This window comes from Arthrobacter sp. NEB 688 (assembly GCF_013201035.1).
GTDB lineage: Bacteria > Actinomycetota > Actinomycetes > Actinomycetales > Dermatophilaceae > Phycicoccus.
Genome location: NZ_CP053707.1, coordinates 3,532,581 through 3,558,040 on the forward strand (window position 1 = coordinate 3,532,581; position 25,460 = coordinate 3,558,040).

The window sequence follows — 25,460 nt, forward strand, 5'->3', positions numbered from 1 at the left end:
AGGACTCCGTGTCCGGTCGGCCATTCGCCCTGTCCGCGGACGATGATGTCGCTCGTGCGCGTCTTCGTCGCGGTCCTGCCGCCCCCCGAGGTCGTCGAGGACCTCGACTCCTTCCTCGAGCCCCGTCGTGACGTCGAGGGCCCCCGGTGGGGGTCCCCGGCCCAGTGGCACCTCACGCTCGCGTTCGCCGGAGGGATGCCCACCCACGTGCTCGAGCCGCTCGTCGAGGGCGTGGAGTCCGTTGCGGCGCAGCGGTCCCCGGTCATGCTGCGGCTGGCCGGCGGTGGCTGCTTCCCCGACGCGACCCGGGCCCGCGTGCTGTGGACCGGCGTCGAGGACGGTGGGGCGCTCGAGCCCCTGTCGCGGGCGGTGCGCTCGGCCGCCGCGGTGGTCGGCGCGGCGCCCGAGGGCGGACCGTTCGTGCCCCACCTCACGCTCGGGCGCTTCCCGCGGCCGGTCGACCCGACCCGGTGGCTGCACGTCCTCGACACCTACCGCGGCCCCGAGTGGGTCGCGGACGAGCTCGTCGTCGTCCACTCGCACCTGCCGACCGGGCGCGGGCACCGGCCCCGCCACGAGGTCGTGGCCCGCTGCGCCCTCGGTGCCCCCGACGCCGGCTGATACCTACACTGTGGGCCGGTGCCCGAGCGGCACCCGGCCCCCGTAGCTCAGCTGGATAGAGCAAGAGCCTTCTAATCTCGAGGTCGCAGGTTCGAGTCCTGCCGGGGGCGCAGCGGGCGGGTGCGAGCCCGCGAGCACCGCGCGGTGCGCCCCCGGCAGGACGACGGGAGCCGGAGGGCCGCCGGCGACGAAGGAGCAGGCGGGCCGACGGCGGATCCTGCCGGGGGCACCCCATCCGCCGGTCGAGGTGAAAGTGGACCTTCTCCCGGTCGGGTTCCACCTCGACCGCTGCGGCGCCCATCCGGTTCGAGGTGAGACACGACCCCCTCGCGGTCGGGTATCACCTCGACCCGCGGTCGGGTCTGACCTCGACCCGCCGCGCCTCAGCCCTCGGCGAGCGCCCGCGAGCGCCGCAGCGCCATCTCGGCCAGCGCCGCGGCGACGTCGGGCACCACCGCGTCGTCGAAGGCCGCTCGCGGCGAGTGGTTGTCCTCGGCGCGGGTGTGGTCGTCGAGCGCGCACGCCGACACGTTGAGGTAGGCGCCCGGGACCTCCTCGAGGACGAACGACATGTCCTCGGAGCCGGCCTCGGGGTTGGCCATCTCGGCCCACTGCTCGGCGCCGAACAGGTCGACGACGACCGAGCGCGCGAACTCGAACTCGGCCTCGTCGTTGACGGTGACGGGGTAGCCGTTGGCGATGGTCACCTCGGCGCGCAGGCCGTGCGCGGACGCGATGCCCTCGGCCAGGCGCGAGAAGACGGCGTGCGCCTTCGCGCGCTGCTCGGCGGAGAAGGTCCGCAGCGTCGCCTCGATGCGGGCGTCGTCCGGGATGATGTTGTCCTTCGTCCCGGCCGCGACCTTGCCGACGGTGAGCACCACCGGGTCCCAGATGGAGAACTGCCGGGTCAGGGCGTTCTGGAAGGCGAGGACGATCTCGCAGGCCACCGGCACCGGGTCCTTGGCCCGCTCGGGCGCCGACCCGTGCCCGCCGACCCCGCGCACGTCGACGAACAGCTCGTCGGCGGCGGCCATGAGCGGCCCGGGCCGGCCGAACCACGTCCCGCGGGGGTGGTCGGCCGAGTAGACGTGCACCGCGTAGGCGGCGTCGACCCGCCGGCCGGCCGCCTCGATCAGCCCCTCGGCGATCATCGGCTCGGCCCCGCCGGGGCCCTCCTCGGCCGGCTGGAACATGAGGACGACGTCGCCGACCAGCTCCTCGCGCAGCTCGTGCAGCACGCGCGCGGCGCCGACGAGCCCGGCGACGTGCAGGTCGTGACCGCAGGCGTGCATCGCGCCGACCCGCTCGGAGCGGTAGTCGACGTCGACGTCCTCGGTGACGGGCAGCGCGTCCATGTCGCCGCGCAGGAGGACGACGGGCCGCTCCCCCTCGTGCGGCGCGCGCCCGCGCAGCACCGCGACGACGGACGAGAGGCCCTCGCCGGTCGTCACCTCGAGGTCGAGCCCGTCGAGCGCCTCGAGGACCACGGCCTGGGTGTCGGGCAGGTGCAGCCCGATCTCCGGCATCCGGTGCAGGCGCCGCCGGAGGGCGACGAGGTCGGGGCCGTGGCGGCGGGCGGCGTCGAGGGAGGCGGTCACCCGCCCCACCCTGCCATCACCAGCCGGCGGTGCCGATGAACTCGCCGCGCCGTGCGGTCAGCGCGCCGAGCAGCTCGCGCTCCTGCCCGAGCGCGAGCGCGTCGGCGGCGTCGTGGTGCATCCGGCGGCGCAGCAGGGCGAGCTCGCTCGCCGTGTCCTGGAACGCACGCATCGCCGACAGCCCCCGGGTGCCGGCGTTGGAGCGCGCCCAGAGCCGCGCCTCGCGCCGGCGGGCCATCGAGGACAGCATCGACACCTCCGAGCGGGTGAGCCAGCCGGCGTCGGCGTAGGGCCGCAGGTACAGCCCGATGAGGCGGCCCTCCCGGCGGCGGGCCCAGACGACGAAGGCGACGTAGGCGAGGAAGACCGGCACCTCGACGATGAGGTAGACGGTGACGAGCCCCGTGCCGCCCGAGACCGCGGCGAGGTTCCACAGCCCGTGGGCGAGGACGGCGAGCAGGTACCCGCCGACCGGCGCGAGCAGCCGCAGGCCCCACGAGCGGCTCGTCGCGGCGACCCCGATGCCGACCCCGGTGAGGATCGTGAACATCGGGTGCGCGAACGGCGAGAGGAGGCAGCGGGCGACGAAGGTCGCGGTCAGCGCCTCGCGACCGCCGTCGGTGTACGCCTGGGCGAGGTACTGGATGTTCTCCGTGAACGCGAAGCCGGCCGCCGTGACGCCGGCGTAGACCATCCCGTCGGTCACGCCGTCGAACTCGCGCCGCAGGAACCACCACACGAGCAGGACGAAGGCCCCCTTGAGCGCCTCCTCGACGACGGGGGCGACGAGCACCGCGGTCGTGGCCAGGGCCGCGTCGGGGTCGGTCGCGCTGCGCAGCACCACGATCGCGCTCGTGTTGAACACGGCGGCGACGAGGGTCGCGACGAGCGCGCCCCAGAGGAACGCCGCCACGAGGTAGCGCGTCGGCTCGGACTCGAAGCGGTCGAGCCAGAGGAAGGTCGGGATGACGATGCCGAGGGGCACGACGGCGACGGCGAGCGCGAGGAGCACCGTCTGGACGCCGAACGTCGCTCCGAGGTAGGCGGACACGACGAGCGCGGCGATGAGGAAGCCCACGCCCGCGACACCGCCGACGACCCACGAGCGCAGCGCCGAGCGCGTCGTCGGGTTCGCGCGCCGCGCGAGCTCCGGTGCCGCCCTGACGTCCCCGCTCATGCGCCGAACCCTAGCGGGGATGCGGACTTCGGGACCCGGACCACCGTCGGGTCGGCCTAGCATGGCCAGCATGTCCGCGCCCACCGACCGCACCCACACCGACCGCATCGTGTGGATCGACTGCGAGATGACCGGTCTGTCCCTCGAGGCGGACGCGCTCGTCGAGGTCGCAGCCCTCGTCACCGACTTCGACCTCACCGTCCTCGGCGAGGGGGTCGACGTCGTCGTCCGCCCGCCCGACGCCGCCCTCGAGCAGATGAACGACTTCGTCCGCGGGATGCACACGACCTCGGGCCTGCTCGACGAGCTCGCGTCCGGCGTCCCGCTCGAGGACGCCGAGGCGATGGTCCTCGACTACGTCCGGCAGTGGGTGCCCGAGCCCGGCCGGGCTCCGCTGGGCGGCAACACGGTCGCGACCGACCGGGCCTTCCTCGCCCGCGACATGCCGGCGCTCGAGTCGCACCTGCACTACCGGATCATCGACGTCTCCTCGATCAAGGAGCTCTCGCGCCGCTGGTTCCCGCGGGCCTACTTCTCGGCGCCGACCAAGAGCGGCGGCCACCGGGCCCTCGCCGACATCCGCGAGTCGATCGCCGAGCTGCGCTACTACCGCGAGGCCGTCTTCGTCACCCCGCCCGGGCGACCGACCGACGAGCTGCGCGACCTCGCCGCCCGCCACGTCGTCGACCACTCGGCCCCCGTCTCCACCGCGGCCGAGGGGGCCGCGGGCGCCGGCTCGGGCGACTGACCCGCCCGGCGGCGGGGGTGGTCACGAGCACCCCCGGGCATTGGGTACGATTGACCGCGCTGCGGGCGTACCGCCGCCTCCCGGGGTGGCAGATCGCTCGCCGTGGTGGGTATAGCTCAGCTGGTAGAGCATCGCGTTGTGGTCGCGAGGGTCGCGGGTTCAAGTCCCGTTACTCACCCCGAGAAGCCGCAGGCCAGAGCGGCGACGAGGGCCCGGTGCCCCCCGAGAGGGGGCACCGGGCCCTCGTCGTCGCCGCGGGGATCCCGGGCGGGCGGGAGGTGGCGCTGGCCGTGCTGCTGAGCGACGTCGGTGGCGCGCCCCTGGACGCGGCGTGCGCGGCGCTGGAGGCGGCCGCTGCGCAGAGCCCCTCCCTCCATCCGCGTAGGACCCTCCCGCGGGTCCTGCGCAGGGCCGGTCTCACGGCAGGTCTGTGAGCCTGCGCACCTGTCCGTACGCGGAAGGAACCCTGTTCGACTAGCGCAACCTGCTCGGGCTGTCGGAGCCACGCTCGACGACGAGGCCCCCCAGCCACACCGTTCCCACGCCCACTCCGGCGGACAGCATCGCCACGACCACCCACCCCGCGAGGTAGACGGCCGCGAGGACCTGGGTGCCGGCCGCGGCGAGCCCGACCATCGACGCGAGGGTCGTGGCGAGGCCGACCCCGGCCGCCGCGACGAGGACGTCGGCGTCGCGGCGCCGCTCGAGCGCCACGAGCAGCCCTGCACCGAGCACCGCGGCCACGACCGTTGCCACGGACGGGAACACCACGAGGAACCGCTGCAGCACGACGACCCCCACGGTGGCCAGCAACAGCGCTGCGAGGACGGAGCGCGCGCGCACGGCCGTCACTGCCCCTGCGTCTTGGTGAACTTCAGCGTGTCCAGGACGTGCTGTACGACCTGCGGGTCGAGCGTCTCCCCGGTGATGGTCACCGCCGCGGTGCTCGGGTACGGGTACTGCCCGGCCACGACCCAGACCCCCTGGCGGGTCGCGCCGTCCTGGGTGAAGGTGAAGTCGCTGCGCACGGCGGTGTCCGCGCCGTCGATCGTCGCGTTCTGGACGGCGCCGCCCTCGTAGCCCGTCAGGCCCACCGTCGCCGGGAGGTCCAGCCTGCTGAGTGCGGCCGAGGCCGTCGGGTCCTCGCTGAAGCTGCCGGAGACCTGGATCTCCATCGAGTCGCCCACCCACCGCTTGGTGAAGAGGTCGCCGGTCGGCGGCTCCTCGCGCCAGTCAGACGGGCGCTCGAGCGTCAGGTGACCGACCTCGGTCGAGCTCCAGCCGGCGTCCGGCCCACCGCATCCGGCGACCCCGAGCGCGCCCGCCCCCAGGACGGCGATCAGGATCGTGCGTCGCATCACCATGGATGTCCTCCCTCGTCGCGTCGTCACTCTACGCACGCCTCGTACGGGATCACCGGTCGCGTGCCGTCGGGGCGCGGAGCCCCGAGGTAGGCGGCCTCGGTGGCCGTGGTCTCGGAGCTCTCCATCGAGAAGTCGGCCCCGAACGCGAGCCCGAACTTGACGTTGAGCGCGAAGCCCTGGACGTCGGTCACCTTGTCGTAGGCGACGGTGCTGCTCGTGGCGTCGGTGTGCATGAGCATCGCGAAAGGGTCGGACGGGTCGGCGACCGACGGGTCCACCGCGCCGAGCGAGACCAGACCCGGCCACTCGTAGTTGCCCGAGCCACCGAGCCAGTCGGTGACGACCTGCTGTGTGGCTGCGTCGGACGGGTCGAGGGCGAGCACGTTCTCGGTGACGACGACGTCACCGTCCGTCGTCCCTCCGCTGATGCTGCCGCCGCCACTCGTCTTGTCGTCGCCCGAACCGTTGCTGACCGTGCCGCCGCCCTTGCCGCCGCTGCTGTCGGTGACCTCGCTCGTGGAGACGATCTTCACCTGCGTGATCTTGCCGTCGGCGTTCTTGGTGATGGCCAGGGACATCCCGACCATCGAGCCGTAGCCGCCGGTCGCCAGCCCGATCTGAGCGGTCAGCTTGGGGTTGAGCGTCATCGCGGTGACGTAGGTACGCGTGTCGTCACGGGCGTCGTCGGGCGTGCCCTTGTTGTCGTTGGTCACCGTCCACTTGGAGTCGGCGCTCAGGGCGCCGGAGACGTTCTGCTCGGTCATCTTCGCCTCGGTGAGCGGCGCGGTGCCCGTCGTCGCGGAGATGCCCAGCTGGGCGTTGACCTCACCGGTGACGGCGATGCCGCCGAAGGTGGTCGACGGGACGGGCGGCGGCTTGACACCCTTGACCGGGCGCGGGATGCAGACGCCCCCCATGCCGCACACCGGGTGGGTCAGCGACCACTGGTCGAAGAGGTAGTCGTCGAGCTGCTTGCGGAAGCTGTCGGCCTGCGCCTTGGACTCGAAGTTCCAGGTGCTGCCGTAGTCGAACTTCAGGCCGCCCCCGAAGTCGATCTTGGCGCCGGCCTCGAGCTGCCCCCAGGCGGCGTCCGCCCCGAAGCCACCGGTGGCCCCGATCTCCGAGCCGTTGGTCGCCATCATCGTCACGGTGCCGTCGCTGTACTCGGTGACGACGAAGCCGGCGTTCTCGCCGATCTTGATGAAGCCGATCTTGATGACCGAGCTGTACTTGTCGCCGGTCTCGTGGATGCGGCACTTGTCCGGCTCGAAGTCCTCGTCGGTCGGCTTGTCCTCCGGGCCCGCCTCGGTCGAGCCGCCGTCGCAGCCACCGCCTCCCGCACCGGTGATGAGGCACCACGCGCGCCGGATCTCGGGGTTGACCGCGGAGGAGTTGACCGTGAGCGCCAGCGCGGCGATGACGACGCCGACGAGCAGGACGATGCCGACGTACTCGGCTGCGGTGGCTCCACGTTCGCCGCGTCGCCGCACCGCACCCCCTGCGTCTCGCTGGTCCATCCGACGGCCCTCCCCGATGCTGCACTCGTGTCGGACGCCACGCTATGAGCCCGGCACCGTTGTGCCACAGGGCCCGGGGGCCTGCCCGGGCCCGGGCCCGAGGGCCTCAGTCCTCGCGTCCGCGCAGGCCCAGCAGCACCGCGCCGCCCACGACGAGGAACCAGACCACGACGTCCAGGACCGTTCCGGCAGAAGTCGACCCGGTCACCCAGACGCCGAACAGGGGGCCGCCGGCGTCGGCCGTCGCGGTCCACGTGAGGGGGTCGAGAACGACCGCACCGGTGAGCAGCGCGACGGGGACCGTGGCCGACCACCACGGGCCGCGCCGTCCGACGACGAGGGCCACGACGGCCAGCCCCACGAGCGTCAGCACGCTCCGGCCGACGACCGACGCGACCACGCTCGTCGTCGACGCGCCCACCGCCAGCCCGAGCACACCGAGCAGGCCCGCCCCGAGACCACCGAGCAGGCACAGGCCGGCCCATCCCGTCGTCCGCACGCCGGCACCCCTCTCCCCGTCCGCTGCTCCTGCGGGCCGATCCTGTCACGCGTGCTCGTCGACGGTGTCGAGCCGCCCCCGGCGCCGTCGGCGCGGGGTAGTCTCGGACGCGTGGGAGGCGGACGGACGGGGGCGCTGGCCGCATGCGTGTCGACGGCCGCCTGCGTGGTCCTCGCGCTCTCCGGCGCCGCGTCCGCCGCCCCGCGCGACGTCCCCGTCGGCTCCGGGGTGCCCGTCCTCGGGCAGGTGCTCGTCAGCGGGCTCGGCCAGGGCCAGGAGCGGCCGCCCTCGATGGTCGTCACGGTGCACGCCGTCCGCCGCACCGAGGGAGCCACGATCCTCTACTACTCGGTCGGGTTCGCGGGCGACGCGCCCGACCCGGAGGTCCTGCCGGTCACCGCGTACGGCTCCGGCCTCGACACGTTCGGGACGCTCCAGGCCTCCTCCGGCGCGACGTTCATGGACACGGCCGCCCTCGTCGACGTGCCCGGAAAGCGCTCGTACGGCGCCCTCCGCACCGCAGCCGGCCGGGCGGTCGCCGCGCCGCCGCCCGTCGCGCAGACCGACCGCGTCCGCCTCTCCGGCCGGGCCGTCATGCAGTGGGTCGCGCTCGCCCCGGTCCCGGCGAAGGTGAGGACGGTCGACGTCCTCGTCGGCAGCGCCTTCGTCCCGGGCATCCCCGTCGGCGACGGGCTGCTGGAGCCGACCGTCGAGGACCCGGCACCGGTGGTGGGGACCGGGTGGCCGAAGGTCGACACCGTGGCGATCGGCGGCGCACGCGCGGACTCCACGATCAAGACCCTCCAGCTGCACGTGGCCCGCCGCCCCGTCGCGAGCCCCCCTGCGGAGCCGACCGCGAGCCCCGGCGCGTCCCCCTCCCCGACGGCGAGCCCCGCCCCGTGAGCCGCCGTCCGACCCCGCTCCACGCGGCCGTCGCCGCCCTCGCGGCCGCCCTCGCCCTCGCTGGGTGCACCGCCGACGGGGAGACCCCGGCGCCCGAGCCGAGCCTGACGCTCGCCAAGAGCCCCACCCCGACCGACGTCGGCCCCACCGCCGACTTCCTCGACGTCGAGGAGGAGCGTCCGCTCGCGACGACGCCGGCGCGCGACGACTCCTCCTACTCCGGGGCGACCTTCTCCATCCTCGAGGTCCGCAGCACCGAGCGTTCGACGCTCGTCGTGTGGTCCGCCACGCACCCCCGGACGCTCTCGGCCGGGTCGGACTTCGACGTCACGGCATGGCGCAACTTCCCGGCGCTCTCGACGAAGTCGAGGACGTACTCGGTGCTGACCTACGAGGCGACGACCGGGCAGGTCGAGTGCGCCTGCGTCGACATGCGGGCGATGCGCGCCGAACCGAACCCCCAGGGCGCGCTGTACCCGCCGCTGCCCAAGGACACCGCGTCGGTGACGCTCACCTCCCCGTGGTTCCGCGACGTCACCGTGCCGGTCACCCACGGGTAGCCGGGACGCGTCCGGTCCGGAGGCTGGGCCTTCCGATCTCGGCCCGGGTCAGTAGGGTGGCGACGGATCCATTCGCCATCGAGGGGGAACCGCCGCGATGAAGACCCTTGCCACCGTGCTCGCCACGGCCGCCGCGCTGACGTGCGCGGTGCCGGCCGTGGCCGCCACCGCGCCGCCGCTGCCGAGCGTGCCCGACGTCCCGGTGCTGGGTCAGGCCTGGATCGGCAACGTCACCGACCAGCGGCTCGCCGTGCTCTCCGTGCACGGCCTGCGCCGGGTCGAGGGGGCCACGGTCCTCTACTACTCGCTCGGCCTGCGCAGCGAGGACCAGACCGGCGACGAGGCCGCGTTCTTCAGCGCCTACGGCAACGGCAACAACTTCGTCCTCACCCAGAACGGGTCGACGGGCCTGGAGTGCACCGCCGCCGCCATCGACGTCGCCGGGAGCGTGGCCTACAGCGCCCTGAAGACCGACGAGGTCGGCCGGTGCATCTCGACGAAGAACCTCGACCTCGAGGCGCCGCGGGACCAGCTGGGCCGCGCGACGGTCGGTTGGGTCCTCCTCGCGCCGGTCCCGCAGACCGTCACGACGGTCGACGTCCTCGTCGGCTCCTCCCTCGTCCAGGGCGTGCCCGTCGAGGACGGCCTGCTCGAGCCGACGGTCACGGAGTCCGCCCCCGCGGTCGGGACCGGGTGGCCCACGGTCGACACCTCACGGGTCTCCGAGGCCGTCGACCCGGACGGCGCGGTCTTCGACCTGCGCAGCCAGGTGCAGGACGTGAAGAAGAAGGTCACCCAGGCCAAGCGCGACGGTCGCGACGAGCTCGAGCTCGATGCCTCCGTCCTGTTCGACACCGACAAGGCGACCCTCACCCGGGCCGCGAGCGGCGTCATCGCCGAGGCCGCGAAGCAGATCACCGCGGCCGGCAGCACCGGCACGATCACCGTCGTCGGCCACACCGACAGCAACGCGGGCGACGCCTACAACCTCGACCTGTCCAAGCGCCGTGCGGCCGCGGTGGCCAAGGCCCTCGCCCCCCGCATCCCGAAGGGGATCCGGATCACCCCGGTCGGGAAGGGCGAGACCGAGCCCATCGCCGACAACGGCAGCGCCGAGGGGCGTGCGCTCAACCGTCGGGTGACGATCACCCTGCCGAAGTGAGGACCCCGATGACCCGACGTTCCCTCGCCCTCCTCGCCGGTGCGGCCCTGGTCGCCACCGTCCTCGGCGGGTGCACCGACGACCCGCCACCCACCGACCCCAGCCCGTCGGCCAGCGGTTCGGCGTCGGGCGGCCCGAGCGCGAGCGCCTCCGCCACCCCCCAGGACCGCTCCGCGGCCGTCGTCGGCGGCGCTGCACCCCTGACCGAGATCGCCACCACGAAGGCCAGGGCCTCCTCGTCGTTCGAGGGCGCGACCTTCGGCTTCTACCGGCTCACCCGCTCGGACTCCTCGACCCTCCTGGTGTGGCGGGTCACCGGCGGCGACGGCGCCAGCAGCCCGCGCGACGCCAACATCCGGTTCTGGGAGAAGTACCCCGTGATGGTGGCGGGCGGCAAGAAGTACTCGGTCGTCACCTTCGACAAGCAGGACGACGGCTGGTCCGCGCTCTCCGACCCCGCCCTGCGCCTGTCGCAGGGCCTGGAGAGCCCCCCGATCTCGGCCCTGTACCCGCCGTTGCCGGCGGGGACCACCGAGGTCACGCTGACCAGTCCGTGGTTCGCCGACGTCAAGGTCCCGGTCACCGACGCGGCCACGACCGGCTGAGCCGGCAGCTCCCGGCGCACGTCAGCGGCCCCGGCCTCCTCACGGAGGCCGGGGCCGCTGTCGCAGGCTGCGTGTCCCCTACTCACGCAGCGTGACCCGGAACATCTTCCTGATCTCGGCGGACGTGGTCAGGAGGGTGACGTTCCCGGTGGTGTCGACGTACACCCGGACCGTGACGTCGCCGCAGTCGGCGGTCGTCTCGTAGCCGGTCGTCGAGCCGGGCACCGCGACGACGATGCACGGCCCGAGCCGGCGACCGGTCTGCGCCACGGCGTCGGCACTCTCGCGCCGACCGGTCTCGGTGACGAAGTCGCTCCGTACGCTGACCTCGACGCGGTCGGCGAGCGGGTAGTAGCAGTAGGTGGTGACGTCCGTCGAGTTGCGGGAGGCGAAGGACTGCGCCCGCCCCTGGCCGTCACCACAGCTCCAGAAGCCGCGCGGGACGCGCGACTGCAGCGACCGGACGATGTTGTCGTAGGCATCCTCCCGCACCTGCTGGGCGCCAGCGAGGGCCGCCGCGTCGGCGCCCGACTGGATCTTGCTGACCTCGCTCGTGACCTTGCCCGTCCGGAAGACGATGCCGAGCGCGGCCGCCACGAGGACGAGAACGACGACGATGGCCACGGCCGTGACGGCCTGGCCCTCCTCACGACGGCGGCTGCGCTCCTGCACCATGCCGGCCTCCCCTCGAACGGTGCGGGTCGTGGCGCCCTCGGACGTGCGGATCGCCGGGACAGGTCCTGTGACCTGCCCCGGCGACCCGCTCACGTCACTTGGCGCCGGTGATGTTGTCCCAGGCGCTCTTGATCTTGGTACCCACGTCGGCACCGGTGACGACGCCGTAGATGGCGGCGATGACGACACCGGCGACGAGGGCCATGCCCAGGTACTCCAGCGAGTTCTGGCCGGCCTCGCGGCGGTCCTTGAGGGTGGCGGCGAGGGTGGTGTAGCGAGCGGCGAGCTGGTGGGTCATGGCGTTCTCCTTGGTCCTGATCCCCGGTGTCCGAGGGCCTGCGGTCCTCGTTCTTGACACCCTGAACGCTACGGACGCTCGAGGCATGGGCACAGGGTCCGCAGGCCCAGCACCGGGCCCAATCCGTCCCGGTCAGGACCCGGGCCGGGTCCCCAGCCAGGCCACGATCGCCTCGGCCCGCGTGGTGACGGCGAGCCGCGGGAAGATCTGGTTGATGTGGTTCTTCACCGTCTTCTCGGAGAGAAAGAGCTCGCGAGCGATCGCCCCGTTGGTCTTGCCGGACGCGACGAGGTCCATGACCTCCGCCTGCCGCTCGGAGAGGTCGAAGCGGGCCCGCCCGGTGAGCCCGGCTGCCGGGGCCCGGCCACCGCGCAGAGCCGCCAGCGCGGGCCCGGACAGGCTGCCGGTTCCCTCGGCGGCGGCTCGCACCATCGCCCCCAGCCGGTCGGCGTCGAAGGTCCCGTGGACGAGATAACCGACGGCGCCCTCGTCGAGGGCAGCGAGAACGACATCGCTCTCGTCGGAGAAGGTGAGCATGAGCACGTGCGAGACCTCCGATATCTCGCGGACGACCGAGACCCCGTCGCGCACGGGCATCCGCACGTCGAGCAGGACGACGTCAGGTCGGGTCTCGCGGACCCGGGCCAGGGCCTCCACGCCGTCCCCCGCCTCGGCGACGATCTCGAGCTGGTCATCGGTCTCGACGAGCGAGCGGATCCCCCGCCGCATCACCGCGCTGTCGTCCACGATGCACACCGTCCAGGCCATCACGCCACCACCTCTCGTTGGTCCTTCTCGACGAGGCCGCGGCGGTTGACCTCGAAGGTCACCGTCGTCCCCTGCCCCGGTCCGGTCTCGTGGCGGAAGGTCCCGCCGACTCCCGCCATCCGTTCCGCCATGCCGACGACCCCGAAGTGCCCCCGTTCGGGAGAGGCCGCGACGAACGCCGGCTCGCTGCCGGCGCCGTCGTCGCTCACGACGAGCAGCAGCCGGTCGGCGCCAGCGGCCTCGAGAACCACCCGGACGGTGCACCGGCCGGCGTGTTGCCGAACGTTGTCCAGGGACTCCCGGAGCCCCATGAGCAGCTCGTAGCGCACGTGGCCGTCGGTGACGTCGACCGGGGCCAGCCGTGTGGTGCAGCGCCGCCCGGTCGAGGATCGCCACTCGTCGACGACCTGGGCCACGGTGTCGCTGAACGAGAGCTCGGCGACCGGGGTCCGCAGCTCACCCATCAGCTCGCGCACCTGGGCGATGACGAGGGTGCAGTCCTGCTCGAGCTCGCGGGCCCTGGCCACCGCCACATCGGTGTCGCGGTGCAGGTGGTGCGGGATGCTCGACGCCGTCAGGGCCATCGCCTGGAGCGACTTGGCGATGGTGTCGTGCATCTCGCGAGCGATCCGGCCGCGCTCCTGCGAGGTGGCCGCCGCCGACATCGCGTCTCGGAGCGAAGCCTGCGCCCGCGCCTCGGCGTGGCCGGAGCGTCGGATGGCCAGGCCGAGCAACCACAGCGTCACGAACACCGCAGGAACGACGACCACGTAGGCGACGAGGCCCGCGTCGTCGATCGGTTGGCCCGTGAGCAGCACGAGGTCGATGGCGACCGTGAAGAGCACGACGAGCAGTCCCGGGGCCACTGGCAGCCAGAGGCCGACGAGCAGCGCGGAGGTCGCGAGCGCCAGGACGAAGGGGGTGTCGACCCCGACGAGTGCCACGACGACGGCGACGAGGACGACGTCGAGGAGGACGAGCAACGGGTGCCGCATCAGCGCCACCCGGACCCGCGGTGAGCTGAGCGCGAGGTAGGACACGCCCGCGGCCGCGACGACGCCGAGGGCGCCCAGGCCGTCACCTCGCGCGACCCACGCGAGCTCGAGGAGGAACAGCAGCGCGAGGCGCACGAGGAGGGCCACCTGGGCGACCCGTAGCTGCAGCCGGGTCGGAGGCAGCACGCCCTCAGAGACCACCGAAGGACCCGAGGTCGAGGTCGGAGCCGATGTACAGGCCGACGATGAGGAGGATCATCGCGCCGGGGACCATGACGACGGTCGTCAGCAGCGTGACCCGGGGGGCGATGGCGGCGGCCTTCTGCCGGGAGCGCTGCGCCGAGGCGCGACGCATGTCGGTGGCGATCTGGTTGAGCGTGTCGACGAGCGGGGCGCCGAGCTCCTCGGCCTGGAGGTACGCGGTCGTGAACTCCTCGATCGACTCCGAGGTGTTGCGGTCCCGCATGGCCCGGAAGGCCGAGCGGACGCTCGCGCCGTTGGTGATCTGGTGCAGCGTCGTCATGACCTCCTCGGACAGGGGCCCCCCGAACCGCTCGGACACGACACCGAGTGCCTGTCGGAAGCCGATGCCGGCGCTGACCGTGACGGCGAGGACGTCGAGGAAGTCCGGCAGGTCGCGGTCGATGCGCTCACGGCGTTTGCGGCCCATCGCCGACAGCCGTGCGAGCGGCATGACGACGATCGCCGCGAGCGCCATGAGAACGGGCAGGAGGCGTCCTTGGAGCACGAAGATGACGACCGCCGGAGAGACGATGAGCATCCACAGGACACCGCGGGCGATGACGGAGTCGACGTCGATGCCCTCCGGTCGCCCGGCTTGGTCGACCTGCCGGCGCACCAGGGCGATGGCCGACGACGGAAGGAGCCGGCGGACCCGCGGAGCGAGGCGGTAGGCCACCGCCGACACGGGGCCCTGCGAGCGAGCCCGCTTCTGGGTCGCGCCTTGGAGGATGGCGATGTCCTCGACCGCGAGGTCGCTCGCCGGGTCGGTGCGCAGCATCCGGTAGCCGCGGAGGAACAGGTAGGCGGCGACCGCGGCGACGACCCCGGGGACCGCCCCGACCAGCCAGCTCATACGTCGAACCGCGTCATCTTCCGGATGGCGTAGAAGCCGGACCCGAAGATGGCGAACGCGAGGACGAGGGCGACCTGGCCCAGTGGCTGACGGGTCATCTTGTCGACCGTTCCGGGCTGCATCGCGTTGAGCATGAGGAGCATGACGACGCCCAGGACGATCACGAAGTACGACGTCACGACCGGCTGCGCCAGCACCGTCCGGACCTCGCGCCGGGTCTCCTTGCGCTGGTCGAGGGTCTCGGCGATGTCGCGAAGGGCGGTGACGAGCGAGCCGCCGCTGCGCGACGCGACCACGAGGGTCGAGATGAGCACGGAGGTCTCGCGCGAGCCGACCCGGTCGCGCAGCTCCTCGAGCGCGCGCTGCAGTGGCGCACCGAAACGCAGCCGGGTGGCGACCCGTGACAGCTCGGTGCGGGCCGGCTCGGCGAGCTCGTCTCCGGCGATGGCGATGGCGGTCGGGAGCGAGAGCCCTGCGTAGCTCGCGTTGGCGAGGACACGGGCGAGCTCGGGCAGCTGGGCGACGAAGGCCTCCCGGCGCCGCTCCTTGGCGCGGCGCAGGTAGGCGCGCACGGCGAGGACGCCGAGCAGGCTGCCGACGACACCGAGGAGCGGGGCGAGCAGCGTCCAGAGGGCGATCGAGCCGACGACACCGACGGCCAGCCCGGCGACGAACACCACCGACGGGCGGCGGTTGATGCCGGCGACGTCGAGCTCGCGCACGAGCCACCGCCCCGGTCGGGTGCGGCGGAAGCGGGCGTCGAAGACGTCGAGCAGGCTGGGCGCGTCGTCGTCGAGGCCGCTCTCCGCGCCGCTGATGGCGACGTGCCGGTCGCGTGCCGCCCGGGTGAACTCCCGGGCGCCGAGCAGTGCGAGGAGTGCGGCGAGCACGGCGCCGCCGAGGATGGCGACGATCACGACGCGCCCTCCATGAAGGCGGGGAGCGCGACCCCGGCCTCGGCGAGCCGGCGGCGCAGCGCGTCGGGCACGGTGTGCGTGACGAAGCGACCGCGCGTGCGGGCGACGTCGTCGACGTGCATCGGGTCCCAGGTGACCAGCGGGACGAGGTCGAAGTCCTCCTGCCGGCGCGAGGCGAGGAAGCAGGTCTCGACGACCCGGCGGGCACCGTCCGAGTGCCGGTTGAGCTGGACGATGACGTCGACGGCGGAGTTGACCTGGTCGCGGATCGCGTGGAAGGGGACCTCGACGTCGCTCATCGAGGCCAGCGTCTCGAGCCGGGCGAGCGCGTCGCCGGGAGTGTTGGCGTGGACGGTGGTCAGCGACCCCTCGTGGCCGGTGTTCATCGCCTGGAGCATGTCGAGCGCCTCGCCGCCGCGGCACTCCCCGACGATGATGCGGTCGGGGCGCATGCGCAGCGAGTTCCGGACGAGGTCGCGGATGGTCACCTGTCCGCGGCCCTCGACGTTGGGTGGGCGGGTCTCGAGCCGGATCGTGTGCGGCTGGTCGAGGCTGAGCTCGGCGGCGTCCTCGATCGTGACGATTCGCTCCTTGGGCGAGATGAAGCTCGACAGCGCGTTGAGGAGCGTGGTCTTCCCGGAGCCGGTGCCGCCCGAGACGACGACGTTGAGGCGTGCTTCGACGCAGGCCTGGAGGAGGGCGGCCAGCTCGGAGTTGAGGGAGCCCCACTCGATGAGCCGGGGCAGCGAGATGGCCGTGGGGAAGAGTCGGATGGTGACCGTGGGCCCGTTGAGGGCGAGCGGTGGCAGGACCACGTTGACGCGCGCACCACGCGGCATCCGGGTGTCCGCGGGCAGGCGGGCGTCGGCCATCGGGCTGGACTCGTCGACCCGACGGTTGACCGTCGAGACGATGCGGTCGATCGTCTGGAGCAGCTGCTCCTCGCTCGTGAACCCGGCGGGCCACAGCTCGAGGCGGCCGCTGCGCTCGACGTAGATCGTCTCGTGACCGTTGATCATGATCTCGCTGACCGTGGGGTCGGCGAGGATCGGCTCGAGGACGCCGAGACCGACGGCCTCGTCGACGACCCGGCGGACGAGGAGGTTGCGCTCGCTCGTCGAGAGGATCACGCCCTCGCGCGAGACGAGGTGGGCGATGACCCGCTCGAGCCGCGCGCGGCGCTGGCTCGGCTCGAGCTTGCTCAGCTCGTGCAGGTCCACCTCCTCCAGGAGGAGGCGCCGGAAGGTCGTGATGAGGGAGTCGTCCTCGGTGCCGAGACGGCCGAGGGCGGTGGAGTCCCCGATGAACGAGCGGTAGGACCTGCTCACGGTCGCTCCGCCGGCATCTCGACGGTCCGGCTCACCGGGTCCAGCCCGATGGCCGAGAAGGTGGGCACCTCGACACGCACGGTGTAGCGGTAGCCGTCACCGGAGCGTCCACCGATGAGCGTGTGCCGGCGAAGGCCGTCGGGCAGCGCCCGGGCGGCCGCGCTACCCGGGTCCTGGCCCAGGCTCGCGGCCCGTGCGGCGGCGCGCGCGGCCTCGTTCGCCGACGTCGCCGCCCAGGCGCCCACCGCCAGCTGCCAGACCATGAAACCGACGAGCAGGACGAACGGGGCGAGCGCGACGAACTCCAGGGAGGCGGTACCGCGCTCGGGGCGGCGGGTCATCGCTCGCTCACCATCGACCGTGTCGACGTCAGCTCCTGCGGGAACCGGAGGCTGGCCGGGCCCGAGGCGGGGATGTGCATCCGCACGGTCACCCGGTCGCCGTCGACCGACACGGTGAGGTCGTCGAACGCCCACGGCGACCGCTCCCGGGCGGCGGCCTGCGCGCTGGCCTGGCTGCCCGTGACGGAGTACTCGCGGGCGGCGACACGGGAGGCGTTGCCGGACATGACGAAGGTGAGCCCGATCGTCACCACCTGCCACGCGGCGAGGGCGATGAAGAGGATGAGCGGCAGGAGGACCACGTTCTCTAAGGCCACCTGGCCGGCCTCTCGTCGCCGACGACCGCCGACCTCCACGACCTCGGGCGCGGTGTCGTCTGCGGCCGTGAGGGCGTCCTCACCCACGGTGTCGACCACGTCGGCCGGTGCGGGCCGGCCGCGCCGACGTCCACGGCGGCCTCCGCGGACCGGCTCGTCGGCGTCGGCGGCCTCGGGCTCTTCCGGGCGGCGAGCCCGCCCCTTGCGGGAGCCCTTCTCGACGGGCCGGGCGTCCTCGAGGTCGAGCTCACGGCGCAGCTGGGTCATGAGCCGCCACCAGGCGACCTCCGTCACCGCCCGCGGGTCGCGCTCGTTCATCGCGGGCTCGAGTGCGCGCGTCGACAGCGGCACCACCGCGTCGAGCACCTGCGCCGAGGTCAGCTGCGCCACGGCGCTGGCCGGGAAGATGCTCGTGCGGTCGACCTTGTTGACGATGATCCGGAGCGAGCTCTCGTCGGTGACACCGAGCGCCTCCCACGCGAGGATGCGCTTGCGCATCGCGCGGACCGCGAGGACGTCAGCGGTCGTCACGACGATCGTCTCGTCGGCCAGCTCGACGACGGACGCCTGCGCGGGCGACACCGACCCACCGCCGTCGACGAGGACGAGGTCGAACTCCCGCCGCAGGAGGGCGAAGATCGGGCGCAGCGCCTCCGCGGTGATGAGCTCGGTCAACCGCACGTCCGCCGGGCCGAGCAGGAGGTTGAGCCCGCACTCGTGCTGCACGACCGCGTCGTTGACGATGCTGCCGGAGAGGTCCTGGTGGACCTTCGCGAGATCAGCGATGGAGACCGCCTGTCGCACGTCCAGGACGGCGCTGACGTCGCCCTTCTCCAGGTCGAGGTCCACGACGCACACCCGGCGGTTCGGGTTGGCGGTCAGGTGGTCGAGCGCGAGGTGCGTCGCGAGGGTCGTCGTGCCGACGCCACCCTTGGCCCCGACGACGGCCAGGACCTTGCCACGCGCCGAGCTCGCCTGGGCGATGGCCCCGGCGAGGATGCGCTTCATCTGACGCGACCAGTCGTTGGCGGAGGTCACCTTGGCCGAGAGGTCGTCGAAGGCGAAGGGGTGCGCGACCACGCCCCGCGCACCGGCCTCCATGGCCCGGATGACGATGGCCGGTGTGCGCTCCGCCGAGACCTCGAGCACGGCGACGCTCGGGTGCCGAGCGCCGAGGTCGCGGATGGTCTGGAGCGCCGGGTCGGGGCCGAGGTGCTCGTGCAGGACGATGATGTCGGGGTCGAGCCGCGAGGCGAGGTCGAGCACCATGCTGCTCGACTGGGCGACACCGATGACCTGGGCCTCGTCCAGCTCCTCGAGGAGCGAGCGGAGGTCGGACTCGACGGTCCCGTTCGACATGCCGATGAGGATCTTCATCACTTGCCCTCCTCGAGGACGGCCTTGCCGCCGAGCTCGGACGCGTCGTACTCGTTCGGTTCACCCTGTCGGTTGGTGCCGACGTCGTTCGGGAGGGCGACGAGGCGGACCTCCGCGGCGAACGCCGCCGCGTACGACACCGAGAGGGCCTGGTCGGGCTCGAGCGCCAGCGTCACCGGCAGGACCTTCTGCTCGGACGTGCCGCCCGCGGCGCTCTGTTGGGTCACCGTCTGCTCGCCGGCGATCGAGACGATGCGGACGTCGCGCACGAGGATCCGGACGGACTTGGCGAGCCCGGGGACGTCGGCGAAGACGGCGTAGATGTCGACGCGGTCACCGGGCCGGACGCGGCCGGCGACGCCGGTCACGGAGTCGACGTTGATGGCCACCTCGCGCTCGGTCGACGAGAGCGAGCTGCTCGGGATGAGCATGTCGGAGCTGACCGTGGTGCCCGGGTTGAGCCGGAAGCCGACCCGCCGTCCCTGGAGCTCGTCGAGCGAGAGCACCGACGACTGCGAGACCCACCGTTCCGGCACCTCGACCGCCTCGATGTTGTCCGGACCGAGGGGCGTGTAGGCCTCGACCGCCTGCCGCGCCTGGTACACCGTGACGCGCGAGCCCACCTGCGAGTTGACGTTCGCCACGTACGCGGAGACCGCGAGGAAGGTGCCGACCGCGACGACGAACGAGACGAGGACGAAGAGCAGCCCTCGTCGTTGACGGGGGTTCATGCGGAGGTCTCCTCGACGAGCCGGGGATGGACGTGGCAGAAGGGGCAGAAGTCCGTGTGGAGGACGTCGCCGCAGACCGGGCAGGCACCGCGAGAGGGCCCGGCCTCGGCCAGCGAGTCCGCCACGACGATGAACTCGGCACCGGCGTTGCCGTAGAGGGCCCGGGCGTCGTCGACGACGGGCGGCACGTGGATGACGTCGTCGGACCCGTACCAGGCCCGCAGCCGCTGCGCCGCCGTCGACTCCGGCGGCGCGGCGATGACGAGCTGGCGGGTGGGCGGCCCTGCGTACCCCTCCCCCGCGGCGCGGACGACGCCGGCGTCCGGTCCGAAGACCGCGAGGAAGCGCGGTCCTCCGGGCAGCAGGGACCGCAGGTGCTGACCGAAGCTCGGGCTCGGCACGGACAGCCGGGTGACCCGCGAGAGCCACGCGCCGCTCGTCGTGCCGCCGAGCGTTCCGGCGAGGCGGGCGAGGCGCGTGCCGTCGTCCTGGTTCTCGATGTGCGCCGCCTCGAGCCCGATGACCGCGGCACCGAGGAGACTCGATCGCACGGGCAGCCGGGTGACGGCGACCTGCGGGAGCGCCCCCGAGACGACGTTGGTCACGAGGGCGGCGGCATCGAGGTCGGCGGGGCGGTGCAGCACGACGAGCCGGGCGTCGCCGCCGAGGTCCCCACTCAGTCGAGCCGCCACCTCGGGCCCGCCGAGCCGCCCGGTGACGAGGGCCACCTCCGAGCCGAAACCCCACTGCTCGACGGCTGTCGAACGACGCGACGGGTCGACGACACACACGGACAACGACATACGAGAGCTCCCCCATTTTCGCCCCGGCGTGGACCGCGGCCCTGTCCTCGTGCTGGAGTTTAGCCAGAACCGTCCTGCACCGACCTCGGAAGAGACCATGCTGAACACGACGAAGCGACCGGCCCGACGCCGCCGGACCGACAGCCGCCGATCCCACACCGTCGCCCTGTTCCTCGGCACCGTGTGCGCCCTGTTGGGGCTCGGCGCGGTGGTCGTCGGCGTCATCGCGTGGTCGATGGACCGGCCGGAGCCGCGGCAGCTCCTCGCCGGTGAGACGGCCCTGGCCGGCCGCACGCCGTGGTTCGACGCGGGCACCACGCTGTTCGTGGCGCCGCTGCGCGACGGCAGCGTCCCCGGCCCGGCCGACCTGGGGTGCTCGCTCTTCACGACGGAGGGCACGCGGACGCTGCGCGTCGCGGCCGACACCGACGTCCTCGGGACCCGCGTGGTGGCACAGACCTCGCTCGAGCCGAGCGTGCAGGTCGGACCGACCACCGACACCGACCGCATCATGTGCAGCGGGCCACGGATGCAGGACGCCGTCGTCTGGGCGCTCCCGACGAACGCGGGGCCCTCGAGGTACCCGCTCTCGGTCGTCGTCGCGGGGGTCGCGCTGCTCGGCCTCGCGGCGCTGCTCGACCCCAGGGCCAGAGGGCTGCGCCGCGGGCTCGCGTGACGCCGGCTCACGCCTCTGGCGCGGCCGACCCGGGCCGGCCCCCCTGCGATCGCCATGCGCGCCACGCTAATCGGGCGACCGGGTCCCGCACCCGGGCCTTGGGGCCCAAAGCGGACCCAGCGCCGTGGGTCTGCGCACCACCTCTCGCCCCTGGGGTCCCGGTGGCCAGCCCAGCCCCATCAGTCACGCGGAGAGGAGACGTCAGCCGACGGTGAGGACGGTGCCCGCCCGGACGCCCCATCGGGCCAAGGAGCCGGCGGCGGCCTCGACCGTCGCCGAGGCACGGAGCCGAGGTCGCGTCATGCCCGTCCAGGGGCGCAGGGTGGCCGTTCGGAGCACCCGGCCGTGACGGTCGACCACCGCGACGTCGATGGGGTAGCGCATACCGACCATGTGGACGCTGGGGCAGCGGGTGATCCACAGCGCTCCCTCGATGCCGCTCGTGCCCAACAGGCCGCGACGCCGGTCGGACGCGGTCTCCGCCACCGCCAGTGGTGCGATGTCCCGCCCGTCGGCGAGCAGCCGCCGGTGACCGGGCCCGAACGACGGCCGGTCCGCGCTCACGACGAGGCACCCACGAGGGCGGCGACCCCGGGTGCGGCGAGCACCGCCATGGCGGCCCCCGCGAGGTGCGGCCCGAAGGCCAGGTGCGCGTCCCGGCCGGATCGGCGCACGAGGACCATCCAGCCACCCTGCACCCCGGCGGCGACGAAGGCGAGGACGGTCGCGACGACGACGTGCGCCGCGGACAACGGGCCGAGGACGAGGCCGAGGGGGACGGCAAGCTTGGCGTCCCCGAGACCCATGCCACCGCCGCTGCCGACCATCTCGCCGATGACGACGTTGACGAGGTAGAAGCCGCCGAGGGCGACACCGGCCACCGCGCCGGCCACGAGGGGAGATGCCGTTCCCTCGACGGCGGACACGACCACGAGACCGGCGAGCGCCGCTGCGGCAGAGGGGAAGACCCATCGGTCCGGGAGCCTGCGGGTGTCGATGTCGATCGCCGAGAGCACCGCCAACACCGGGACCGCGGCGCTGAGGAGCACTCCGAGGGCGGGTCGGTGCGGCACGTGGCCGGCGGCCACCAGCCCGGTGGCCAGCGGCGTGAGCAGCAGCACCCACCGGGTGTCGCGAGGGGGGAGGTCGGCCTCGTCGGCGTACCGGTAGCGGCGGGTCCTCAGGTAGCGGTGCGCGACGACGCCGGCCACGCCTCCGGCGAGGGCCCCGACGAGCCCGGCCGCGAGCGCGGCGGTCACGAGGCGCAGCCGGACGGGCGCGGACCCCAGCCGGTGCCGTCCCACGACTCGGGGGCGGCCGACCGCATGACGCGGGCCACGCCCGCAGTCAGGGGGTCCGCGTTGGGGTCGTCGACCACGACCTGACCGGCGGGCTTCTGCCGGGTCACGTACCCGGTCGCCGTGGCCGCCCCGACGAAGGCTGGACCACTCTGCGAGAAGGGAACCGGCAGCTGGCCGGCCGTCGCCCCCAGGTCCGTCGCCCCCAGCGTGGAGGCGAGCATCGAGACGACCGGGGAGTCCGAGCCGGCGACGTCGAGGTGGGTCACGTAGAGGGAGCCGGAGCGCGTGGTGGCGCCGCTCGTCGTGATGTCGCGGTCGGTCACCGTGCGCACCGACGTGATGTCGCCGGTCGGGCCGCGGTCGACCTCGAGAAGCATCGGGACGAGGTCCGCCGCCCGGGCCACCCCGGAGGTGGGGGTCTCGCTGACGCCGACGTACTCGGTGCTCGACCCGTCGGCGTACCGCAGCGTGCCGACCGCCTCGCCCCCGGCGTCGAGCGCGAGGGTCTGGTCGTACGCGTTGAGCGAGAGTCCCGCCTCGGGGCTGGTGTCGGTGTAGACGGCGGTGGGGGCCGGCAGCCCCTCACGGGCCCCGACGAGGCCGGTCACGGCGTCCGCCGCGCGGGACACGACGGACCCGCTGTCGCCGACGAGCGAGTCGCTCCAGGACTCGGCCCGGTCTGCGGTGAGCAGGTCCGCGAGGGCGGCGGGCTCGGCGGCCGACCACACGCGCGGGTCACCGCCGGTGAGGAACGGCTCCGCGCCCGCGGCGGCGCTCCCGAAGGTGCGTCCGGCCCACGTCGTGTCGGCCGGGCGGCTGCGGCCGGCGCCGGACATCCGGTACGTGCCGTCGCCCATGACGGACACCACGGGTCCGGCCGCGGGGTCGGCGCCGTCGACCGGCACGAGCCCGCGCACCGGTCCCGCCGCTCCGCTGGGCGCCCCGACACAGCGCGCGCCCAGCGCAGGTGCGGCGCCCGGGTCACCGCCGGCCGACCGGCACCCACCGCCGCCGGTGATGGAGCACAGGGCCGCAGCAGTGCCGTCCGTCACGCGCTGGCCGTTGACGGCGAAGGCGATGGCGGCGACGACCGTCCCCACGACGAGGAAGATCCCGACGAACTCCAGCGACGTGACGCCGGCCTCCGACCCCGGGCGACGACGACGGTGGTTGGTCACCCCGCCATCGTCGTCGAGGGGCGGGACGCGGCGCGAGGGCCCGTGGACCCAGCCGGTCCTCATCGCTGGACCTGCACGGTCCCCATCACCTCAGGGACCGGGGAGGCCCCGAAGCCGTCTTCGGGCGCGAAGCCCACGACGTTGACGATGCTCGTCCCCGGACCCGCGAGGAGCAGCTGCCAGACCTCGCGGCGCTGCTCGTCGCCGCGCGAGTTCTCGGTCCACTGCACGAGGACGCCGGGTCGCGCCGGGTCCGCCCCCGGCACCGTGGAGCGCTGCGGGCGGAGGTCGTTCTCGCGCAGCCGTTGCTCGAGGCGGTAGCTCTGGTCGAGCAGGCTCGTCGTCGGCTCGCTCTCCACGACGACGGACACCGCCACCCGTGTGCTCCCCGCGGACGCCGGCTCGCTCCATCGTGCGACCTCGCCGGTCGACAGCGTGCGCCGCCGCTCCTCCCACTGCCCCGGGACGGCCATCGTCCACCCTCGGCCGGTGACCTCGCGGCTGCCGACGGGGCGGCTCGGGACCGGCGTCACCGTCGCCGACGGGGAGGCGGTCGGCCGGATGTCCGAGCCCGCGAACGGCTCGTCCGACGAGCACCCCGCCACGCTCAGCGCCAGGACGATGCCGACGCCCACGAACGCGACGCCACCCCACCTGCGGACCGCGGCTCCCCCACTCGCCATGCGCCGAGGATAGTCACGGCATCGGTCATCGGGGACCCGCGCTGCGACGGGTCAGGAGACGCGTCGCATGACCGACCGGTACCCCGCCGCCTCCTGCGTGAAGCGGTCACCCTCGCAGGTGTAGGTCACGGCCCCGGTCCCGGGCTTCAGGTCCTCGGTCCGCGGCTGCTGCCCGGCGCCGCCCACGGTGATGCTCCCCTCGGCCGAGCGCAGCGTGAACGACATCGTGTCGCCCGTGGTCGTGACGCCGTAGGTCACCGTCCCGGTGTAGGTCACCTCGGCCTCGCCCTGGTCGGTCGTCGCCGTCGCCGGGCGGTCGCCGTAGCTGACGGTCTCGGTCCCGTCGCTCCGGATGTCGAGCGTCCGGTCGACCCCCGAGATGGTCAGCCGGCCCTGGTCGGTGTCCGCGCTCTCGGAGTGCTCCGTCGTCTGCCAGCGTCCGACGAGGCAGGGGTCGAGGCCGCCCGCTCCTCCGGCTCCCGCCTCCGGTCCACCACCGGGGTCGGCGGAAGTCGTGGCCCCGGACGCCGTCCCGCCCGCGCTGCCCGAGAAGGTCACGCCCACCACGACGCCCGCCACGAAGATCAGCGCTGCCCCGAGCACGGCACCGAGGGTCACCGCGACGACGACCCAGGTGCGCGGCCCCCGACGGTCCTGCAACGACTCCATCGCGCTCCCTCCTCGTGCCACAGACGTCCACGACCACGGTGGCACACCCTGGGCGGCGACAGCAGGGCCCCAGGACCCTGCCCCTTTCGCGCCGGCACCGGCACCGAGGCCTCGTCACACATGCGCTGCCGACGCGGCGTGGGGCCGCAGAGGGCGACCACTCGGAACCCCGGACCGGGCGGTGCGGGCCAGGACCTCGTTGCTGATGGTGAGCCTGGCGCCGCGCGCGGCGCGCCCGGGCGCCCCGCCGCCACCCCATCCCACGCCGTCGGGCTGGAGGGGGGCAAGGGGGGCAGGAGGGGGCAGCACCTACCGACGTTGACGGAGATCGACTGATCTCCACTGAGGGCGCGGGTCTCGGCAGCCCAGGACGCTGGTCAGGTCCACCGAGAACGTCGGTTTTCGGGGCACCGAGCAGCATGTTCGAGTCCCGTCACTCATCCCACGGTGCGGCCCCGGCCGGATGCAGCGAGACCCGGAGCCGTTCGGCTCCGGGTCTCTCGTGCGCTCCGGCCCCTCGTGGCGCCGGACCTCTCTCCCCTGGTGTCCCGGG

The 25,460-nt window shown here is 73.4% G+C and carries 30 protein-coding genes and 2 tRNA genes; 9 read left to right on the top strand and 23 right to left on the bottom strand.

The genetic code is table 11. The features are described 5' to 3' along the window. Positions 1–54 precede the first annotated feature (54 nt). Positions 55–621, top strand: coding sequence for an RNA 2',3'-cyclic phosphodiesterase (gene thpR, locus HL663_RS16580; protein WP_173029390.1), 567 nt, complete (start codon positions 55–57; stop codon positions 619–621). A 36-nt stretch (positions 622–657) separates the two neighbouring features. Then, positions 658–731 (top strand) — tRNA-Arg (locus HL663_RS16585). A 273-nt stretch (positions 732–1,004) separates the two neighbouring features. Here HL663_RS16585 and HL663_RS16590 read toward each other — a convergent pair. Together HL663_RS16590 and HL663_RS16595 are read right to left on the bottom strand one after the other, a co-directional pair. After that, entirely contained in the window at positions 1,005–2,228 is a 1,224-nt protein-coding gene (locus HL663_RS16590) for a M20 metallopeptidase family protein (protein WP_216842605.1), read from the bottom strand. Between the two features lie 7 nt (positions 2,229–2,235). Next, the gene (locus HL663_RS16595; protein WP_173029392.1) at positions 2,236–3,396 is read right to left on the bottom strand and encodes a PrsW family intramembrane metalloprotease; all 1,161 of its coding nucleotides are present in this window, start codon (positions 3,394–3,396) and stop codon (positions 2,236–2,238) included. A gap of 70 nt (positions 3,397–3,466) precedes the next feature. Between HL663_RS16595 and orn the strand changes: the two genes are divergently transcribed. Together orn and HL663_RS16605 are read left to right on the top strand one after the other, a co-directional pair. Next, positions 3,467–4,144 carry an oligoribonuclease gene (gene orn, locus HL663_RS16600; RefSeq protein ID WP_502709034.1) on the top strand — a complete coding sequence of 226 codons (678 nt, stop codon included), beginning with the start codon at positions 3,467–3,469 and terminating at the stop codon, positions 4,142–4,144. 105 nt (positions 4,145–4,249) lie between these two features. After that, positions 4,250–4,322, top strand: a tRNA-His gene (locus HL663_RS16605). Here HL663_RS16605 and HL663_RS16610 read toward each other — a convergent pair. From HL663_RS16610 to HL663_RS16630, 5 genes are all read right to left on the bottom strand, one after another. Next, a complete protein-coding gene (locus tag HL663_RS16610) occupies positions 4,318–4,521 on the bottom strand; it encodes a hypothetical protein (protein WP_173029394.1) in 204 nt (67 codons plus the stop codon). The genes HL663_RS16605 and HL663_RS16610 overlap by 5 nt on opposite strands. A gap of 97 nt (positions 4,522–4,618) precedes the next feature. Continuing rightward, complete coding sequence (locus tag HL663_RS16615; protein WP_173029395.1) at positions 4,619–4,987, bottom strand: hypothetical protein; 369 nt, start codon at positions 4,985–4,987, stop codon at positions 4,619–4,621. Positions 4,988–4,992: 5 nt separating this feature from the next. Further along, positions 4,993–5,502, bottom strand: a complete 510-nt coding sequence (locus HL663_RS16620) for a hypothetical protein (protein ID WP_173029396.1) — start codon at positions 5,500–5,502, stop codon at positions 4,993–4,995. 29 nt (positions 5,503–5,531) lie between these two features. Continuing rightward, a complete protein-coding gene (locus HL663_RS16625; protein ID WP_173029397.1) occupies positions 5,532–7,025 on the bottom strand; it encodes a hypothetical protein in 1,494 nt (497 codons plus the stop codon). A 106-nt stretch (positions 7,026–7,131) separates the two neighbouring features. Further along, positions 7,132–7,524: a hypothetical protein gene (locus HL663_RS16630; RefSeq protein WP_173029398.1), complete on the bottom strand. Its 393-nt coding sequence runs from the start codon at positions 7,522–7,524 to the stop codon at positions 7,132–7,134. 111 nt (positions 7,525–7,635) lie between these two features. Here HL663_RS16630 and HL663_RS16635 point away from each other — a divergent pair, with 111 nt between their 5' ends. The 4 genes from HL663_RS16635 (at position 7,636) to HL663_RS16650 (ending at position 10,754) form a co-directional block, all read left to right on the top strand. After that, positions 7,636–8,427 (top strand): hypothetical protein, encoded by a 792-nt coding sequence (locus HL663_RS16635; protein ID WP_173029399.1) that lies wholly within the window; start codon positions 7,636–7,638, stop codon positions 8,425–8,427. Further along, positions 8,424–8,987 carry a hypothetical protein gene (locus HL663_RS16640; protein WP_173029400.1) on the top strand — a complete coding sequence of 188 codons (564 nt, stop codon included), beginning with the start codon at positions 8,424–8,426 and terminating at the stop codon, positions 8,985–8,987. The genes HL663_RS16635 and HL663_RS16640 overlap by 4 nt, the downstream gene beginning before the upstream one ends. A 97-nt stretch (positions 8,988–9,084) precedes the next feature. Beyond that, positions 9,085–10,149 (top strand): OmpA family protein, encoded by a 1,065-nt coding sequence (locus tag HL663_RS16645; RefSeq protein ID WP_173029401.1) that lies wholly within the window; start codon positions 9,085–9,087, stop codon positions 10,147–10,149. Between the two features lie 8 nt (positions 10,150–10,157). Further along, positions 10,158–10,754, top strand: a complete 597-nt coding sequence (locus HL663_RS16650; RefSeq protein ID WP_173029402.1) for a hypothetical protein — start codon at positions 10,158–10,160, stop codon at positions 10,752–10,754. A 78-nt stretch (positions 10,755–10,832) separates the two neighbouring features. On the opposite strand, the gene HL663_RS16655 is transcribed toward HL663_RS16650, so the two are convergent. The 11 genes from HL663_RS16655 to HL663_RS16705 all read right to left on the bottom strand — a co-directional run bounded on the left by HL663_RS16655 (position 10,833) and on the right by HL663_RS16705 (position 20,325). After that, positions 10,833–11,429, bottom strand: coding sequence for a pilus assembly protein TadG-related protein (locus tag HL663_RS16655; RefSeq protein WP_173029403.1), 597 nt, complete (start codon positions 11,427–11,429; stop codon positions 10,833–10,835). Between the two features lie 94 nt (positions 11,430–11,523). Then, a complete protein-coding gene (locus HL663_RS16660) occupies positions 11,524–11,727 on the bottom strand; it encodes a hypothetical protein (RefSeq protein WP_030527496.1) in 204 nt (67 codons plus the stop codon). Between the two features lie 132 nt (positions 11,728–11,859). Further along, on the bottom strand, positions 11,860–12,474 hold the full coding sequence (locus HL663_RS16665; protein ID WP_216842606.1) for a response regulator: 615 nt from the start codon (positions 12,472–12,474) through the stop codon (positions 11,860–11,862). A gap of 20 nt (positions 12,475–12,494) precedes the next feature. Further along, positions 12,495–13,676 carry a sensor histidine kinase gene (locus HL663_RS16670; protein ID WP_173029405.1) on the bottom strand — a complete coding sequence of 394 codons (1,182 nt, stop codon included), beginning with the start codon at positions 13,674–13,676 and terminating at the stop codon, positions 12,495–12,497. A gap of 4 nt (positions 13,677–13,680) precedes the next feature. Beyond that, positions 13,681–14,586: a type II secretion system F family protein gene (locus HL663_RS16675; protein WP_173029406.1), complete on the bottom strand. Its 906-nt coding sequence runs from the start codon at positions 14,584–14,586 to the stop codon at positions 13,681–13,683. After that, the gene (locus HL663_RS16680; protein WP_173029407.1) at positions 14,583–15,503 is read right to left on the bottom strand and encodes a type II secretion system F family protein; all 921 of its coding nucleotides are present in this window, start codon (positions 15,501–15,503) and stop codon (positions 14,583–14,585) included. Before HL663_RS16680 ends, HL663_RS16675 begins: the two co-directional genes overlap by 4 nt. Beyond that, positions 15,500–16,831 (bottom strand): TadA family conjugal transfer-associated ATPase, encoded by a 1,332-nt coding sequence (locus HL663_RS16685; protein ID WP_216842607.1) that lies wholly within the window; start codon positions 16,829–16,831, stop codon positions 15,500–15,502. The genes HL663_RS16680 and HL663_RS16685 overlap by 4 nt, the downstream gene beginning before the upstream one ends. Further along, entirely contained in the window at positions 16,828–17,172 is a 345-nt protein-coding gene (locus HL663_RS16690) for a TadE/TadG family type IV pilus assembly protein (RefSeq protein WP_173029408.1), read from the bottom strand. The genes HL663_RS16685 and HL663_RS16690 overlap by 4 nt, the downstream gene beginning before the upstream one ends. Further along, positions 17,169–18,866: a CpaE/TadZ family protein gene (locus HL663_RS16695; RefSeq protein WP_173029409.1), complete on the bottom strand. Its 1,698-nt coding sequence runs from the start codon at positions 18,864–18,866 to the stop codon at positions 17,169–17,171. The genes HL663_RS16690 and HL663_RS16695 overlap by 4 nt, the downstream gene beginning before the upstream one ends. After that, positions 18,866–19,597, bottom strand: coding sequence for a Flp pilus assembly protein CpaB (cpaB, locus tag HL663_RS16700; RefSeq protein ID WP_173029410.1), 732 nt, complete (start codon positions 19,595–19,597; stop codon positions 18,866–18,868). Before cpaB ends, HL663_RS16695 begins: the two co-directional genes overlap by 1 nt. Continuing rightward, positions 19,594–20,325 carry a hypothetical protein gene (locus HL663_RS16705; RefSeq protein WP_173029411.1) on the bottom strand — a complete coding sequence of 244 codons (732 nt, stop codon included), beginning with the start codon at positions 20,323–20,325 and terminating at the stop codon, positions 19,594–19,596. The genes cpaB and HL663_RS16705 overlap by 4 nt, the downstream gene beginning before the upstream one ends. 172 nt (positions 20,326–20,497) lie before the next feature. Between HL663_RS16705 and HL663_RS16710 the strand changes: the two genes are divergently transcribed. Next, a complete protein-coding gene (locus HL663_RS16710; RefSeq protein WP_173029412.1) occupies positions 20,498–21,076 on the top strand; it encodes a hypothetical protein in 579 nt (192 codons plus the stop codon). A 201-nt stretch (positions 21,077–21,277) separates the two neighbouring features. Here the strand turns inward: HL663_RS16710 and HL663_RS16715 are convergent, their stop codons facing one another. From HL663_RS16715 to HL663_RS16735, 5 genes are read right to left on the bottom strand one after another with little or no spacing between them, the layout of a single operon-like run. Continuing rightward, positions 21,278–21,640, bottom strand: a complete 363-nt coding sequence (locus tag HL663_RS16715; protein ID WP_216842608.1) for a DUF192 domain-containing protein — start codon at positions 21,638–21,640, stop codon at positions 21,278–21,280. Then, positions 21,637–22,335 carry a prepilin peptidase gene (locus HL663_RS16720; RefSeq protein WP_173029413.1) on the bottom strand — a complete coding sequence of 233 codons (699 nt, stop codon included), beginning with the start codon at positions 22,333–22,335 and terminating at the stop codon, positions 21,637–21,639. The genes HL663_RS16715 and HL663_RS16720 overlap by 4 nt, the downstream gene beginning before the upstream one ends. Then, entirely contained in the window at positions 22,332–23,555 is a 1,224-nt protein-coding gene (locus tag HL663_RS16725) for a hypothetical protein (protein WP_173029414.1), read from the bottom strand. The genes HL663_RS16720 and HL663_RS16725 overlap by 4 nt, the downstream gene beginning before the upstream one ends. Positions 23,556–23,614: 59 nt before the next feature. Then, complete coding sequence (locus HL663_RS16730; protein WP_173029415.1) at positions 23,615–24,238, bottom strand: hypothetical protein; 624 nt, start codon at positions 24,236–24,238, stop codon at positions 23,615–23,617. Between the two features lie 51 nt (positions 24,239–24,289). Next, on the bottom strand, positions 24,290–24,907 hold the full coding sequence (locus HL663_RS16735; RefSeq protein ID WP_173029416.1) for a hypothetical protein: 618 nt from the start codon (positions 24,905–24,907) through the stop codon (positions 24,290–24,292). Between the last annotated feature and the right edge of the window lie 553 nt (positions 24,908–25,460).